The organism is Burkholderia ubonensis (assembly GCF_902833085.1).
Lineage (GTDB): Bacteria > Pseudomonadota > Gammaproteobacteria > Burkholderiales > Burkholderiaceae > Burkholderia > Burkholderia ubonensis.
On record NZ_CADFEB010000008.1, the window covers coordinates 134,718 to 150,336 of the forward strand.

The window sequence follows — 15,619 nt, forward strand, 5'->3', positions numbered from 1 at the left end:
CCGGGGTTGAAGCGCGAATCAGCCGCTCAATGACGATCGCCGCGCCAGCGGCCCGGCGCGATACCGAACCGTTTCGTGAACGCGTGCGTGAACGCGCTCTGGTCGGCGAAGCCGACCTGCCCGGCGATATCCGCGAGCGGGTGCCGGCCGTCGGCGAGCAGGACTACCGCCGCGTCGAGACGCAGCCTTTGCAGGTAGCGGTGCGGGGTTTCGCCGAACGCGTCGACGAACAGTTGATGAAACCGGCGCATCCCGTAGCCGCAATGCGCGGCCAGATCGGCGATGCGCAGCGGCTCGGCGAGCCGCGCGCGCAGCCACTGGTCGATGCGCGCGAAATCGAGGCCCGCCGCGGGCGCTGCCGCTGTGAGGCTGCCGTTGTCCAGCAGCGCGCCGCACAGCTGCGCGGCGGCCTGCCACTGGAAACGATGCGCGGCCGCGCGCTGCGCGTCGCCGGCCGCGGCGTCGAGCCGTTCGGCGGCGGCCGCGACCCGCGCGACCAGCGCCGTCAGGCCCGGATCGACCGACACGGCGCGCGCGCCGTCGAACAGCCGCCGCGGCACCGCGAGCGACGACGCGGGCAGGTCGAGCACGAGCTGGCGGTTGTCGCCGAGGCCCGCGTAATCGTGGCGCGAACCGGCCGGAATCAGCCACGCGGCATGCCGGTCGATGCGCTGGCCGACGCCGTCCACCGCCATCACCATCGCGCCGTCCACACCGAGTACGACCTGGTGGAAGTCGTGCAGGTCCGACGCTTCCGACGCGTCGTAGCGGCGCAGCGCAAGGGTGGGGGACGCGACGCGTTCCATCGGGCGGACGGCGGACCGTGGGGCGTCAGACGTCGAGCAGCTCGACCTCGAACACGAGCGTCGCGTTCGGCGGAATCACGCCGCCCGCGCCGCGCGGACCGTAGCCGAGTTGCGGCGGAATCGTCAGGCGGCGCACGCCGCCGACCTTCATGCCCTGCACGCCTTCGTCCCAGCCCTTGATGACCATGCCGCCGCCGAGCACGAACGCGAACGGGTCGTTGCGGTCCTTGCTCGAATCGAATTTCTGGCCGTCGGTCAGCCAGCCCGTGTAATGCACGCTGACCGTTTGACCTGCTTGCGCCTCGGCGCCGGTGCCTTCGGTGAGATCTTCGTACTTGAGGCCCGTATCGGTCGTGATGACTGCCATGACTGCTCCTGAATGGGGTTGGGTGAAACCGCTATTGTAGGCGAGCGGACGCCGCGCCGCCGCACGCGCGGGCAGGGCGTCGGCGCGCGGTCGACGGTGCGCTTCCCGCCGTGTGCCGGCGCGTCGCTTCACCGGCCCGTTTGAATCGATCCGAATCGATCGGCGGCCGCATGGCCCGCATCGCGGCGCACGGCCGAGGTGCGCGTATGAATCCGTTGCCGCATCGGTGCGTGCATCCGTTGCAGCGCCTGCGCGAGCAGTCCGGCGACGCCGGGCGCGCGTTCGAATTTCCCTGTCGATGCGCGTCGTTTCCGCGCCGCTTGTTCCGTCGCTTGCACCGCAAGGTGTTTGGAAGCGCGCGTCTACCGCGCGGCTTGCGTGTGCGGGTCGCCGCGACCTATCTTTACATCTATCAATGTCAAGATCGCCGATGTCGTGGACCGGCCCGGAGCGGCATGGCACGAGACCCGTGCACGCAGCATGGGACAGGAGACGAACCAACATGAAATCAGCCGCTTCCGCCACCGCGGCCAACGTGATGCCGGTGCGCCGCGACCTGCGTTTCGACCTGCCGGTCGAGCGCGCGAAGGACTGGCACGGCAAGGGGCCGCACGTCACCCATTTCTTCAACGCGCTGTCGCTGCTGTTTCCGGCCGGTGAGCGCTTCTTCATGGATTCGGTGCGCCATTACCGCGACCGCATCGACGATCCGGTGCTCAAGCGCCAGGTGCTCGGCTTCATCGGACAGGAGGCGATGCACACGCGCGAGCACGTCGAATACAACGAGCTGCTGCAGGCGAACCGGCTGCCGGCGCGCAAGCTCGACAAGCGTGTCTGGGCGGTGCTCGGCTACCTGAAGCGCACGCTGCCGCATTCGGTGCAGCTCGCGCACACGGTCGCCGCCGAGCATTACACGGCGATGCTCGCCGACTGGATCCTGCGCGATCCGTCGCGGCTGGCCGGCTCGGTCGACGGCTACCGGCAGATGTGGATCTGGCATGCGCTCGAGGAAACCGAGCACAAGTCGGTGTCGTTCGACGTGTGGACCGCGGTGATGAAGCCGGGCGCGCGGCGCTACTGCGTGCGCATCGGCGTGTTCCTGGCGACGACGCTGACGTTCTGGCCGACGGTGTACCTGATGCACCGCGCGCTGCTGCGGCGCGACCCGGCCGCCCGGCGCCACCGTGTGCGCGGGACGCTGAGCATGATCGCGTTCCTGTACGGGCCGCGCCACGGGTTGTTTCCGCGCATCGCGCGCGAATGGCTGAGCTTCTTGCGGCCCGGTTTCCATCCGTGGGATCACGACAACCGCCACCATCTCGCCCGCGTCGACGCGCTCGTCGCCGCGTACGGGGAGCACGACGGCACGTCGCCCGGCCGTGGCCGCGCGCTCGCGCCGCTGGCGTCCGGGCGCTGAAGGGTGCTGATCGGCATTGAGTGCCGAGGGCGCGGTGTTGCGTCCGCACATCAGTCGGCTGCGTCTGACGATTGACCTCGGTCAATCGCCGCGATCCGCCCCCGATCGCGTTTGCCTGCTTCGGATCGGAACCGAAATCGACGGTCGCGGGCATCGCGGACACGGCGGACGCCGCCATGCCCGGCGCATAGCGGACGGCGCCGGCCGCGCGACCCTGCGCCTTCGCGCCCGCCCCTGACCCTGAGCCGACCCCCACATCCCGGCCGCAACCGCGCGACGCCAGCCCGTTTCGCGGCCGCCGTGCCACCGGGATTACACCCATCTAGCCGCACCGTGCCGGCGCCGATATACCGCTTAAGGCAGGCTTCGAACCGATGCAATTATTGCGCCGGGGTATTTTATTCAGACGGAAATACGGCGAATATGTCGGTTCGATCGTCTGGTCTGTCGCGCGCCACGGCGGCGAGCCGAAGCGCGCAACCAACGCAGAGCGGGGAACAACGATGGTGTCAAAGTCACCCGATGCAACCAGGGGGGCGGCGTCCGCCGGATCCGACGCGCCGCCGGTATCCATCACCGCGCCCGAGGCCGGGCGCAAGCTGTTCGTGATTGCGAAGTCGCCCGACGAGCCGCTGCTCGCGCAGCTGCGCTCGCTCGGCTGGGAGATCGCGGTCGCGAAGTCGGCCGGCGCCGCGCAGAACATGACGTCCAGCGCGGGCGTCGCGGCGGGCCTGATCGATTTCACCGGCTTCACGTCGCGCGATTTCCCCGCGCTGAAGGCGTGCCTGAGCCTGCCGGCGATCGGCTGGATCTCGGTCGCGCAGGCCGGCGTGTCGATCGGCCAGGCGGTGCGCGAGCTGATCCGCAGCTATTGTTTCGATTACGTGACACTGCCGCTGCCGTACGAATGGATCTCGCACGTGCTCGGCCATGCGCGCGGCATGGCGGCGCTCGATCGCGTCGACGGCGCGGCCTATGCGGCGTCGATCGGCGAACACGGGATGATCGGCAACTGCGAGGCGATGCAGCAGCTGTTCAGCACGATCCGCAAGGTCGCGAAGACCGACGCGAGCGTGTTCATCTCCGGGGAATCCGGCACCGGCAAGGAACTCACCGCGCTCGCGATCCATGAACGTTCCGCGCGCGCCAAGGGGCCGTTCGTCGCGATCAACTGCGGCGCGATTCCGCACCACCTGCTGCAATCGGAGCTGTTCGGCTACGAACGCGGCGCGTTCACCGGCGCGAACCAGCGGCGCGCCGGGCGGATCGAGTCGGCCGACGGCGGCACGCTGTTCCTCGACGAGATCGGCGACATGCCGCTCGAAAGCCAGGCGAGCATGCTGCGCTTCCTGCAGGAGGGCAGGATCGAACGGCTCGGCGGCCAGGAGTCGATACAGGTCAACGTGCGGATCGTGTCGGCGACGCACGTGGATCTCGACGGCGCGGTCGAGTCCGGGCGGTTCCGCGCGGACCTCTATCACCGGCTGTGCGTGCTGCGTATCCACGAGCCGCCGCTGCGCGCGCGCGGCAAGGACATCGACATCCTCGCGCATTACGTGCTGCAGAAATACAAGGCGGACAGCGGCCGCAAGATCAGCGGCTTCACGTCGGCCGCGCTCGACGCGATGCGGCGCTACGAGTGGCCGGGCAACGTGCGCGAGCTGATCAACCGCGTGCGGCGCGGCATCGTGATGGCCGAGAGCCGGCTGCTGACGCCGCACGACCTCGGGCTCGAGACCCCGGGCGAAGCCGAGCCCGTGACGCTCGAACAGGCGCGCGCGCTCGCGGAGCGCACGGCGATCGAGAATGCGCTGCTGCGCAACGATCACCGGATCAACAAGGCGGCCGCCGAACTCGGCATTTCGCGCGTGACGCTCTACCGGATGATGATCGAGCACGGCCTCAGCGATCACGACAACGGCGACGGCGGCAAGGACGGCGCGCCGACCGAGCCGCCGTCAGGCGACGAGGGCCATCGCCGGGTCGGCTAGCGATAAGTCCACAGCCGGTGCAGCACGAACGTGACCGGCGGCACGAACAGCACGACCGCGACGATGCTCCATCCGGCGGCGAGACCGAGCGCCTCGGTGCCGCGTGCGAGCAGCATCGTCTCGACCAGCCCCGACACCGCGACCGCGAGGAAGCGTGCGAGGTTGCTCCATTGCACGGTCGACGAGAAACTCCACAGCGTGTTGGCGAGATACGAGAACACGGTCGCGCAGACGAACGCGACCGCGTTCGCGGTCACGGGCGTCGCATCGGCCAGCGCGAACATCGCCGACGCGATGAGCGTGTGGATCGCGGTCGAGCAGAGGCCCGACACGCCGAAGCGGATGAGCCGCCCGCGTTCGGCGGCGTAGAGGGCGCGAATCACCTGGATCTCCATGGCAGTGTTCCGTGCGCGGCGTTCAGTGCGCGGCGACGCGATGACGCGTCAGCGCGCGGCGGCGCGCAAGGTCGGCGCGCGCGGTGGCCGCCGCCTGGCGCAGCGAGTCGCGCGACACGGGCAGCGCCGTCACCTTGCTGCGCGCCTGGTAGCGGCGGCGCACGAGATAGACGGGCCGTTCCTTCGATTCGTAGTAGATGCGTCCGATATATTCGCCGACGACGCCGATCCCGATCAACTCGATGCCGCTGATGAACAGCATCGCCGAGATCAGCGACGCGTAGCCGGGCACCGGATTGCCGAACATGAGCGTGCGCGCGACGATGAACGTGCCGTACACGAACGCGAGCGCGGCGATGCCGAGCCCGATGTAGGTCCAGCTGCGCAGCGGCACCGTGCTGAAGCTCGTGATGCCCTCCAGCGCGAAATTCCACAGCTTCCAGCCGGAGAATTTCGACTTGCCGGCGCTGCGCGCTTCGCGCTCGTAGTCGACGATCACGGTGCGAAAGCCCACCCACGCGAACAGGCCCTTCATGAAGCGGCGCCGCTCCGGCAGGCTGCGCAGCGCGTTGACGACCTGGCGGTCCATCAGCCGGAAATCGCCGACGTTTTCCGGCAGCTTCACTTCCGACAGCGCGTTGTGCACGCGGTAGTAGAGGGCGGCGGCGGTGCGCTTCGCGAACGAATCGCACGCGCGGTTGGTGCGCCGCGCGGCAACGACTTCCGCGCCGTTGCGCCAGTGATCGATCATCACCGGGATCAGGCTCGGCGGGTCCTGCAGGTCCGCGTCGATCGGAATCACCGCGTCGCCGACCGCTTCGTCGAGGCCCGCCGTGAGCGCCGCTTCCTTGCCGAAATTGCGCGTGAGGTCGATCACGCGCACGCGGCGGTCCTTCGCGCCGATCGCGATCAGGCGCTCGAGCGTGTCGTCGCGGCTGCCGTCGTTGACGCACACGATCTCGAAGCGGATTCCGTCGATTCCGGCCATCAGCGGAATCACGACGTCGAAGAAGTGCCCGACGGCCTCGCCTTCGTTGTAGAACGGCACGACCAACGAGACGAGTGGTGTATGTGGTTGAGCCCGCATGACGTTTCCCCCTGTGTATGCCGCTTCGGTGCCGGCTGCCGGACGGCAGCGGCCGGGCGGTCGAATCAATGAAGCCGCGGCGCCGCGTGGCGCGGCCGCACGGCGTGCGTGAAATCGGTGTCGGTCGCGCTGTCGTGCGCGTCCGGCATGCACGGCGCGTCGTGGCGTTCGTGCGCGATGCGCGCAACGAGCAGCAGCAGCGACACGGCCGTGACGAGCGGCATGAACTGCACGTGCAGATGCGCGATGGCGAGGCTCGCCAGCGGCGCGGCCCACAGCAGCGCGAGCCATTCGCGGTCGAAGCGCCGCCAGCCGAACGCGAACGCGTGACGCGCATACCACGCGATCACGATGCCGTACCACGCGAGATCGCAGTCGATCAGCGACGGGCCGGCCAGCAGGCTCGCGCAGACGAGCGTCGCGGCGCGCAGCGCATAGGTGCAGCTGCCGCGCCATGCGTAGACGACGGCCGCCGCCGCGCACACGATCGACAGCGCCTGCAGCGTCCGCGCGACGAACGGCGGCCAGCCGGCCAGCGCCGCCATCGCCTGCGCGGTCGGCATGCGCGCGAGCAGCGCGGGGGCGGCGCCGGCCGCCCGGCGCACGTCGTCGATCGCCTGCGCGAACGCGAGCCACGCATCCGGGCCGAACGCGAGCGTCGCGAGCGCGGCGATGCCGGCGACGGTCGCGGCCCATGCGGCGAGCGCGCGCCATTGCGCGGCGCACAGCAGCGCGAGCGGGAACAGCGCGGCGAGCTGCGGCTTCATGCTCAGCAGCCCGAAGCAGACGCCGGCGGCGAGCGGGCGCCGCTGCAGCAGCAACAGCCCGAAGCCGGCGAGCGATGCGGTGACGAGCGCGTCCTGCCCGGCGAGGGTCGCGAGGAACGCGCCGGGAAACGCCCACGCGCATAGCGCGGCGGAGCGGCGCTGCACGATCAGGCGGCTCGTGGCGACGAACAGCGCATACCCTCCGCCGAGCCACAGGGCCGCCGCGAGCGCGTAGGGCAGCCAGCCGAGCGGCATCGCCATCCACAGCGTGCCGGGCGGGTAGAGCCACGGCATCGCGGCCGGCGCGCCGTGCAGCGACGGAATCGCCTGCGCCTCGACCGCGCGCAGCGCCGCGCCGTGCCATGCGTCGAGCGCGCGCCCGTGCGCGGCGAGCCACGCCGCGCTCCAGGCCGACGCGAAATCGGACGCGGGCGGCGTCAGCGTGTCGCCGTGCGGGCCCAGCAGGCGCACGACGTAGATTCCGGCGAACAGCAGGTAGCAGCACAGCGCGGCGCACGCATATGCGCGCACGCGGCGCAGCGTGAGCCAGTGGGGCCGGCGGCGCGGGCCGGCCGCCGGCAGTTCGGGATGCGCGTCGAACGCGGGCAGCGCGTCGCGGCCGGAGTGACGGAGCTGCATCATGCGGCTCCCGGCGCGAGCGACGCGCGGCGCAGGACGACGAACAGCAGGCTCAGCAGCACGACCGGGCCGATTTGCGGCAGCAGGAACAGGCGGTTGACGAACTCGAACGCGGGCAGCAGCCACGCGAGCACGACCACCGGCTGGTCGCCGGGCAGCCAGCCTTCGTCGAGGCCGTACGCGACGACGCAGAACACCGCGATGCCGAGCCACGGCAGTTCGTAGTGCCACAGGTACGGCGTCGTCAGCAGCGTCGCGGCCGCGAGCGCCGCGCCGCGCAGGCGCATGTCGCGCGTGCGGCGCCACACGGCAACCGCGGCCGTCGCGGCGACCAGCGCGATCGCGGCCTGCGCCGCGTACGCGATAGTCGGCGACGCGCCGGCGAGCCGCAGCGCCGCGAACGGCGACGGCGACACCAGCCAGTACCCCACGCCGTGCTCGACGATCATCTCGCGCACCGTCGTCATGCCGTTCGCGAAGCCGCGCAGCGCGGCGGCGCCGCCGAGCGCGACGCTGGCTGCCGCGAACAGCGCGGAGCCGGCTGCGGCGGCGGCAAACGCCCGCCACGCGCGCGTGGCGATCAGCACGAGCGGAAACAGCACGGCGAGCTGCGGCTTGACCGCAAGCAGGCTGACGAGCAGGCCGGCTGCGACCGGCCGCCGTTCGAGATGGCGCAGCGCGAGCGCCGCGATGCCGGCGGTGAGCAGGCCGTTCTGGCCGCTCGCGATCGCGACGAACACGCCGGGGAACGCCAGCAGCGCGAGCGTGACGGCGCTCGGTTGCGAGAGGTGCGCGCGCAGCCCGGACAGGCCGGCGACGCCTCGCGCATAGCATAGAAAGCTGCCCGCGAAAAAGAGGAAAAAAGCGGGCAGAAACGGCACGAAAGCGAGCGGCACGACGAGCAGCAGCATCGTCGGCGGATACAGCCACGGCAGGAAGCCGCGATGCAGGTACGCGCCGAACCGCAGCAGTTCGGCTTGCGTGAAGAAGCTGAAATCGTAGATCGAGCCGACCTGTCCGTGCAGGATCAGGTCGGAGGCCGTCCAGAACACCGCGAAGTCGACGCCCGGGCGCACCGCCGTGTTGGCGCTGAAGCCGTGCGTCGTCCACGCCCATGCGCCGAGCGTGAGCGCGATGAGCAGCAGCATCGCGCAGCTGTACGGCACGATCCGCTCGGCCGTCAGCCACTGTGTGCAGCGCAGCGCGCGCCAGCGCGCTCCCCGATTGGCTACGTACATGATGCCCCGCCTGCAGGTGGGGGCTGCATCGTCGATGCAGCCCGTTGGTATCGTGTGGTATCGCACGGACTTCGAAGCGTGTTCGCTTTCTGGCAGCGTCCGGCCATTCCATTGTTAGAAAAAAACGCCCGGCGATGCAAATCGCCCCCGGTTTAACCGGGTGTTTAAAAAAGGAAAATCAGGCGAAAACGGGCCGGCGGCGGGTTCGTGATAGGACGAATCGGGCCTCGGTGTTACGGACATGAAACATTTCGCATGGCCGGCCGATGCAAACCTGTACACCGGCTGCCGTGCGCTCGCGGGCGGCGCGATCCGGGAAAATCCCGAGAAAATTTTTTGAGCCTTGTCCGGCGGGGCTCTGCGCGGGTCGTGCCGCTGCGCGCGGCGGCGCGGATGTATCAGAAGCGCAACTTCCGGCCGGCCGCGCTCCCCCCGTTCGACCACCCCCCGACCCGAACCCCTTGTGCGGGCGGGATCGGGGGCAGGCTGGCCCGCTCTTTGCGATAGCTGACTCGCGGAAGTCGACGACGTGACGTCCGGCCGATCCAGACATCGACTACACCAGGATCGACGCCGGCGCCGCCCACGGGGTTGGAGTCCGGAGCCGTGCAGAACAGCGCCGCATCCGGTCTCACTGGGCAAGTCGCCGTCTGGCCAGCGGGGCGCCGGCATCGTCCGGTCGCCAGAACAAGGAGCAGGACCGAAGTCGGGGGTAACAAAATGATGGACCAAGCCACGCCGCGGCTCGCGAGCCGCCAACGCAGCGCAACGGCGCCACGCCGGGCGACTGCGCTTCATTCGTCCGGCCGGCGTGCGTCGACCGGCCTCCAGTCCGCTTCGGGCGGCAAGCGCATCCGGCAGATCGCCACGCATGCGCACCCGAGCGGCAGTTCCTCGTTCGTCGAAACGGCCCGCAAGGGCATGTGCGCCCGCGCGCCCGTGCCGATGCGGCCGATCTTCACGTTCTGATTTTTTGCAGTGCCAGCAGCAGGTAGGTCCCCCGAGTCAATGGTGGCAAGGGGTTTTGTTTAGCTATCCCAAGGGAGAGAAAACATGTCCAAGCTCGTTCAGCAACTGAAGCAGTTCGCCCGTGACGAAGACGGCGTGACCGCCATCGAGTACGGCCTGATCGCCGCATTGATTGCCGTCGTCATCATCGGCGCGGTGAAGATCGTCGGCCAGGATCTCAATGGCGTCTTTACGACGATCGGCAACGAACTGTGAACCCGCCGACGGGCGAGTTCACGGTTGATTCGCCCGTCATTTCCTCGATTCGATGAGTGATGTCTTTGGTACGCGATGAGGAGCATGTCATGAAGCAGACAGTCCTTGTGCAGCACTCCGGCAGTTTGCGTCAGCTGCTGGCCCGTGTGCACCGCTCGGGTTTCCTTCGGGACGACAGCGGCGTCACGGCGATCGAGTACGGCCTGATCGCCGCGTTGATCGCGGTGGTGATCATCGGCGCCGTGCAGCTCGTCGGCCAGGACCTGAACGGAGTGTTCACGACCATAGGGAACGAACTGTAGCGCACATGACATGGCGCACGGTCTGGCGTCCGGGCAGGCCAGCCCGGACGTGTATCGGCAGACACGTCGCGCATGTGCAGCGGCACGAATACTGAAGAAACGGAGATCGCCATGCGAACGGGAATCAAGGCGGTAGCGAGATGGATTGACGACAGGGGCGGGGTCACGGCGATCGAATACGCGTTGCTGGCGTCGCTGATCGCGATGGCCATCGTCATTGCCGTGACGACGCTCGGCACGACGCTCGACGGTCTTTACCTGGACGTTGCGGCCCGCATCACGGCCGCGACCTGAATCATCCCACCCACGATCGAAGAGGCCAGCCATGTTGCCTGTCATGCCGCCCCACCCGATTCCGCTGTGCGTCACGACGCTCGTGGTCGTCGCGGCGAGCACGGACCTGACGTGCCGTCGCATTCCGAACCGCCTGCTCGCAGTCGGGCTCGGCGGCGCGCTGGTCGCGCAGTGCGTGCTGCTCGGGCCGTGGGCCGGTGTGCTCGCATGGCTCGCCGGCGCCGCGACCGGGCTCGCGCTGCTGCTGCCGCTGTACCTGATGCACGGGATGGCGGCCGGCGACGTGAAGCTGATGCTGACGATCGGCGCGTGGGTCGGCCCCGCGCTCGCGGTCTGGATCGTGCTCGCGACCTTCGTCGCGGGCGGCGTCGGCGCGCTGGCGGTGGTGGTGTGGCGAGGCCGCGCGCGGCAGCTGTTCGCGAACATCCGCTACCTGCTCGCGCGCAGCGCGCTCAGGCAGCAGGGCCTGGGGGCCGAGATGCCGGCGCAGGTCGCGTCGGTGGGGGCGTTGCCGTACGGCGTTGCAATCGCCGCAGGCACGCTGGGGATGTTGTTCGCGGCCGCCGTGTAGGCGGGCCGCCTGCGCAATCGATGCTGACAACGGAGCGATCATGAACGCAGACCACAACGAGCCGAGACGCGACGCGCAGATCGCTCATCTGCCCGATCCGGCGCCGTCGCGCGAGTCGCACACGAAATTCCAGCCGCGCCTGCCGCGCGCGCCGCGCACGCTCGCGGATACCGGGCTCAAGGACACGTTCGTAGCCGGCCTGGTGCTCAAGTCGACGCTGATGCACGGGCGCTCGGAGTACGCGGACCTGATCGACCGGCACTGCCTGCCGATCTCGGTGCTCGACGACGTGCTCGCGTTCCTCGTGCGCGAGCATCTCGTCGAGATCACGCACCGTGGCACGACCGATCTCGACGTGTCGTTCCGCCTGACCGACGCCGGCCGCGTGCTCGCGATCGAGGAAAAGGCGCACAGCAACTACGCCGGCCCCGCGCCGGTCACGCTCGACGCGTATCTCGAGATGATCGACCTCCATTCGGTTCGCAGGCAGCGCATCGCACGCGCCGACGTGATGGCCGCGTTCGAGGGCATCGTGTACGACATGGCGATCATCGAAGCCGCGGCCGCCGCGCTGAACGCCGGCCGGCCGCTGCTGATCCACGGGCCGGCGGGCAGCGGCAAGACCTTCCTCGCGGAGCGCCTCGGCTCGCTGATGCGCGGCGAAGTGCCGGTGCCGTACGCGATCTACGCGGGCGGCGAGATCATCCAGATCCACGACCCGCTCGTGCACGTCGACGCGGCGCAGCAGCCGGACGGGCAGTCGGTCGACCGCCGCTGGCGGCTGTGCGAGCGCCCGATGGTGCTGTCGGGCGGCGAGCTGACGCTCGAAGAGCTCGACCTGCGGCGCGAAGACGCATCCGGCTGCTACCAGGCGCCGCCGCACGTGAAGGCCAACATGGGCATGTACGTCGTCGACGACCTCGGCCGCCAGCGCGTCGAGCCGCGCGACCTGCTCAACCGCTGGCTGCGGCCGCTCGATCGCGGCGTCGACCTGCTGACGCTCGGCTCGGGCAACCGCTTCGTCGTGCCGTTCGACGTGTGGCCGGTGTTCTCGAGCAACATCGCGCCGTCGCAGTTCGGCGACGACGCGTTCCTGCGCCGCCTCGGCTCGAAGCTCTACGTCGGGCCGATGGCGATCGAGGACTACCACGCGGTGTTCGACGCGATGTGCCGCTCGCTCGGCCTCGTGCCGGCCAACGACGCGTTCGACTACCTCGCGCACAAGCTGCACCTGCCGACCGGCAAGGCGTTCCTCGCCTGCTTCCCGGGCGACCTGCTGCGTCTCGTCGCCGCGTCGGCGCGCTATCGCGGCGACCCGATGGAAGTCACGCCGGAGGGGCTGCATGAGGCATGGGCCGGCTACTTCGGCGCCGCGCCCGAGCGGGACAGCCCGCATCCGCCGGCGGGCGAGCGGGTGGGCCGCACGCTGATTTCCGGTTGAGCCGTTTCATTCACGATCTGTCGAGGAGCATTGCCATGAAAAACACTCGCGCAATCACGATGCTGATCATCGCCATGGTGGCCGGTCTCGCCGCCGTCGCGTTCGCATCGCGGTGGCTCGTTCAAACGTCCACCAGCGCCGTCACGCAAGTTGCCGTCGCGGCCACCGACCTCAACCTGGGCGAGCCGATCGGGCCGGCCCAGGTCCACACCGTCAGCTGGCCGTCGGGCAGCGTGCCCCCCGGCACGTTCACCGACACCAAGTCGCTCGAAGGGCGCGTCGTGCGCACGAGCCTCGCGCGCGGCGAGCCCGTGCTCGAAGCGAAGCTCGCGCCGATCGGCACGAAGGGCGGGCTGTCCGCCGTGATCGGCGCGGGCAACCGCGCGATCACGGTGCGGGTCAACGACGTCGTTGGCGTCGCGGGCTTCGCGCTGCCGGGCAACTACGTCGACGTGATCGTCAACACCCAGGAGCCGGGCAAGACCGACAACCAGCAGAGCATCTCGAAGATCGTGCTCGAGCACATCCTGGTGCTGGCGGTCGCGCAGCAGGTCAGCCGCGACGATACGGCGCCGAAGGTCGTCAACGCGGTGACGCTCGAAGTGTCGCCCGAGCAGGCGGAGAAGCTCGACGTCGCGCGCAGCGTCGGCACGCTGTCGCTCGTGCTGCGCAACCAGGTGGACAAGCAGACGCTGAACACCGACGGCGCGACCAAGCTCACGCTGCTCGGCATGCCCGCGGCGCCGTCGGCTCCGCCGGCGCCCGCCCGTGCGAAGCCGGTGCGCGTGCACGTCGCGTCGCATGCGGCGCCGGCGGCGGTGCGGCGCGACTGCATCGGTGTGCTGACGGGCGTGGCCGGCAGCCTCGAATGCTTCTGAGCACATCAACAACAGGTATGGCGTCAACAACACGGACAGCAACCAGGCCGCTCGCCGCAAGCGGCGGCCTTTGACAGTCAAGCCCGGCGCTTCGCCGGGAATTCGGGGGATCAGACGAAATGAAGATCAAACCGCAAAGTTCTGGAGCCGGACCGGCGCGCCTGCGCGCCCTGCACGGCGCGATGGTGGCGGCAATTCTCTGCGCCGGCTGGTTCAACGTCTACAGCGCGGTCGCGCAGGTCGGCGCCGAGTCGGGGGCGCTACTCAAGGGCGGCCCGGCGAGTGCGCCGGCGGCGATGGGCAAGGGACCGATGCAGATGACGATCAGCATGACGCCGGCGCCTGCAGCGGGGGCCGCGGCCGCCGCCGCGAACGGGCCGCTGCGCGGGCCGAACTGCGTCGGCGCGGTGCGCGAATCGACGTCCGTCAGCGTGCCGCTCGGCAAGTCGATGCTGGTGCCGATGCCGGAGCCCGTGCGCAATCGCACGATCGGCAACCCGGCCGTCGCGCAGGCGACGATGGTGTCGCCGCAGACGCTCTACATCCTCGGGCTGTCGGTCGGCACGACCAACATGATCGTGCAGGGCAAGAGCGGCGCGTGCCGGATCATCGACGTGGCGGTCGGCGCCGACGCGGGCGGCCTGCAGGCGTCGCTCGGGCAGCTGATGCCGGGCGAGCGCGACATCCACGTGTCGACCGCGGCCGACACGATCGTGCTCGCGGGCAACGTGTCGAGCTCGCAGGCCGCGCAGCAGGCGGCCGCGATCGCGAAGGCCTATGCGAACGCGGGCGGCGGCGGCGCCAACGGCGACAACAAGGGCGGCGGCACCGTGCTCAACATGCTGACCGTGACCGCGCCGCAGCAGGTGATGCTCGAGGTGAAGGTCGCCGAGGTGTCGAAGACGCTGATCAACCAGCTCGGCTCGGCGTTCAACATCCAGGGCGGCTTCGGCTCGTGGAGCGGCGCGCTGGTGAGCAACCTGCTCGCCGGCGTCGCGAGCGGCATCATGGCGAACAAGGCGAACAACCGGCCGTTCCGCGTCGCGGTGGACGCGCAGAACACCGACGACCTCGTCAAGATCCTCGCGGAGCCGAACCTCGTGACGATCAGCGGCCAGGAAGCGACCTTCCTCGCCGGCGGCAAGATCTTCATCCCGGTCCCGCAGAGCAATACCAGCGGCGGCACGACGATCACGCTGCAGGAAGAGGAATTCGGCGTCGCGCTGCGGTTCCTGCCGACGGTGCTGTCGAACGGCCGCATCAGCATGAAGGTCGCGCCGGAAGTGTCGGAGCTGTCGCAGACGGGCGTCACGCTTACCGCGACCAACGTCGCCGGCGCGTCGATCCTGCCGCTGATCACGACGCGGCGCGCGTCGACGACCGTGCAGATGGCGGACGGTGAAACGTTCGCGATCGGCGGGCTGATCAAGGACAACGTGACGGGCTCGCTGAAGGCGGTGCCGGGCATCGGCGAAATCCCGGTGCTGGGCGCGCTGGCGCGCAGCACGTCGTTCCAGCAGGACCGCACCGAGCTGATCTTCATCATCACGCCGCACCTCGTGAAGCCGCTGCAGACCGCCGACGTGCCGCTGCCGACCGACAGCTTTACCCGGACGAACGAAGCGGACGTGTTCGCGACCGGCAACATGGAAGGGCGAGGCGGGCTGCGCAAGCACGGCAGGGCGCCCGCGAGCGAGGCCGCGCCGACGCAGCAGTCGATGCCGCAGTCGCAGGCGCCGGCTCCCGTGCCGGCCCCGGCGCCCGCGCCGCAGTCGGACGAGCCCGCCGCCTCCGCCGCGCTGCCGGCGCCGCGCGCGCCGCACGCCGATCCGGCCGCGCAGCCGGCCGTGACGGCGCTGCCGGTGACGACGCAGGACGTGCCGGCCAAGCCGATCGCGGCATCGTCGTCACCGGTGAAGGCCGTGCTGGCCAGGCAGTTCGCGGCAGCACCGGCCCCGGTGAAGGCCGAGCCGGTCAAGCCGGTCGCGGCAGCACCGGCTCCGGTCAAGGCCGAACCGGCACCGGCCGCTGCTGCACCGGCCGCCGCCGACGCGACGGCGGCCCGCGTCGCCCGCATCGAAGCGGCCGCCGCCCGCATCGCCGCGGCGACCCAGGCGAACCCGCCGAGCCCGGCCAATCGCCGCCCGCAACAGGTTGCCGGCGCAAACGCCGCGCCGTCGTCCACCGATCGTTGAAAAGACA

At 69.8% G+C, this 15,619-nt stretch carries 16 protein-coding genes; 10 read left to right on the top strand and 6 right to left on the bottom strand.

Annotated elements, in window-relative coordinates; genetic code table 11:
* Positions 1-26 precede the first annotated feature (26 nt).
* Positions 27-806: an AraC family transcriptional regulator gene (locus tag HWX31_RS22785; protein ID WP_174964569.1), complete on the bottom strand. Its 780-nt coding sequence runs from the start codon at positions 804-806 to the stop codon at positions 27-29.
* A gap of 25 nt (positions 807-831) precedes the next feature.
* Positions 832-1,173 (bottom strand): FKBP-type peptidyl-prolyl cis-trans isomerase, encoded by a 342-nt coding sequence (locus tag HWX31_RS22790; RefSeq protein ID WP_059613377.1) that lies wholly within the window; start codon positions 1,171-1,173, stop codon positions 832-834.
* Between the two features lie 502 nt (positions 1,174-1,675).
* Between HWX31_RS22790 and HWX31_RS22795 the strand changes: the two genes are divergently transcribed.
* Together HWX31_RS22795 and HWX31_RS22800 are read left to right on the top strand one after the other, a co-directional pair.
* Positions 1,676-2,590 (top strand): metal-dependent hydrolase, encoded by a 915-nt coding sequence (locus HWX31_RS22795; protein WP_174964570.1) that lies wholly within the window; start codon positions 1,676-1,678, stop codon positions 2,588-2,590.
* Between the two features lie 503 nt (positions 2,591-3,093).
* A complete protein-coding gene (locus HWX31_RS22800) occupies positions 3,094-4,581 on the top strand; it encodes a sigma-54 dependent transcriptional regulator (RefSeq protein ID WP_059610889.1) in 1,488 nt (495 codons plus the stop codon).
* On the opposite strand, the gene HWX31_RS22805 is transcribed toward HWX31_RS22800, so the two are convergent.
* From HWX31_RS22805 to HWX31_RS22820, 4 genes are all read right to left on the bottom strand, one after another.
* Positions 4,578-4,976, bottom strand: coding sequence for a GtrA family protein (locus HWX31_RS22805; RefSeq protein ID WP_174964571.1), 399 nt, complete (start codon positions 4,974-4,976; stop codon positions 4,578-4,580). The genes HWX31_RS22800 and HWX31_RS22805 overlap by 4 nt on opposite strands.
* Positions 4,977-4,998: 22 nt before the next feature.
* On the bottom strand, positions 4,999-6,063 hold the full coding sequence (locus HWX31_RS22810) for a glycosyltransferase family 2 protein (RefSeq protein ID WP_174964572.1): 1,065 nt from the start codon (positions 6,061-6,063) through the stop codon (positions 4,999-5,001).
* A gap of 65 nt (positions 6,064-6,128) precedes the next feature.
* Positions 6,129-7,469: a glycosyltransferase family 87 protein gene (locus tag HWX31_RS22815; RefSeq protein WP_244143812.1), complete on the bottom strand. Its 1,341-nt coding sequence runs from the start codon at positions 7,467-7,469 to the stop codon at positions 6,129-6,131.
* The gene (locus HWX31_RS22820; RefSeq protein ID WP_174964574.1) at positions 7,469-8,707 is read right to left on the bottom strand and encodes a glycosyltransferase family 87 protein; all 1,239 of its coding nucleotides are present in this window, start codon (positions 8,705-8,707) and stop codon (positions 7,469-7,471) included. Before HWX31_RS22820 ends, HWX31_RS22815 begins: the two co-directional genes overlap by 1 nt.
* Positions 8,708-9,427: 720 nt before the next feature.
* Here HWX31_RS22820 and HWX31_RS22825 point away from each other — a divergent pair.
* The 8 genes from HWX31_RS22825 to HWX31_RS22860 all read left to right on the top strand — a co-directional run bounded on the left by HWX31_RS22825 (position 9,428) and on the right by HWX31_RS22860 (position 15,612).
* Positions 9,428-9,676, top strand: a complete 249-nt coding sequence (locus HWX31_RS22825) for a hypothetical protein (protein WP_174964575.1) — start codon at positions 9,428-9,430, stop codon at positions 9,674-9,676.
* An 84-nt stretch (positions 9,677-9,760) separates the two neighbouring features.
* A complete protein-coding gene (locus tag HWX31_RS22830; protein WP_174964576.1) occupies positions 9,761-9,931 on the top strand; it encodes a Flp family type IVb pilin in 171 nt (56 codons plus the stop codon).
* 89 nt (positions 9,932-10,020) lie between these two features.
* Positions 10,021-10,233 carry a Flp family type IVb pilin gene (locus tag HWX31_RS22835; RefSeq protein WP_244143813.1) on the top strand — a complete coding sequence of 71 codons (213 nt, stop codon included), beginning with the start codon at positions 10,021-10,023 and terminating at the stop codon, positions 10,231-10,233.
* Positions 10,234-10,305: 72 nt separating this feature from the next.
* Positions 10,306-10,527: a Flp family type IVb pilin gene (locus tag HWX31_RS22840; protein ID WP_244143814.1), complete on the top strand. Its 222-nt coding sequence runs from the start codon at positions 10,306-10,308 to the stop codon at positions 10,525-10,527.
* Positions 10,528-10,558: 31 nt separating this feature from the next.
* Entirely contained in the window at positions 10,559-11,098 is a 540-nt protein-coding gene (locus tag HWX31_RS22845; RefSeq protein ID WP_174964577.1) for an A24 family peptidase, read from the top strand.
* Positions 11,099-11,138: 40 nt separating this feature from the next.
* Positions 11,139-12,539, top strand: a complete 1,401-nt coding sequence (locus HWX31_RS22850; protein WP_174964578.1) for an ATP-binding protein — start codon at positions 11,139-11,141, stop codon at positions 12,537-12,539.
* A gap of 35 nt (positions 12,540-12,574) precedes the next feature.
* Positions 12,575-13,417 (top strand): Flp pilus assembly protein CpaB, encoded by an 843-nt coding sequence (gene cpaB, locus HWX31_RS22855; protein WP_174964579.1) that lies wholly within the window; start codon positions 12,575-12,577, stop codon positions 13,415-13,417.
* Between the two features lie 119 nt (positions 13,418-13,536).
* On the top strand, positions 13,537-15,612 hold the full coding sequence (locus HWX31_RS22860) for a type II and III secretion system protein family protein (protein WP_175933966.1): 2,076 nt from the start codon (positions 13,537-13,539) through the stop codon (positions 15,610-15,612).
* Positions 15,613-15,619: the final 7 nt, after the last annotated feature.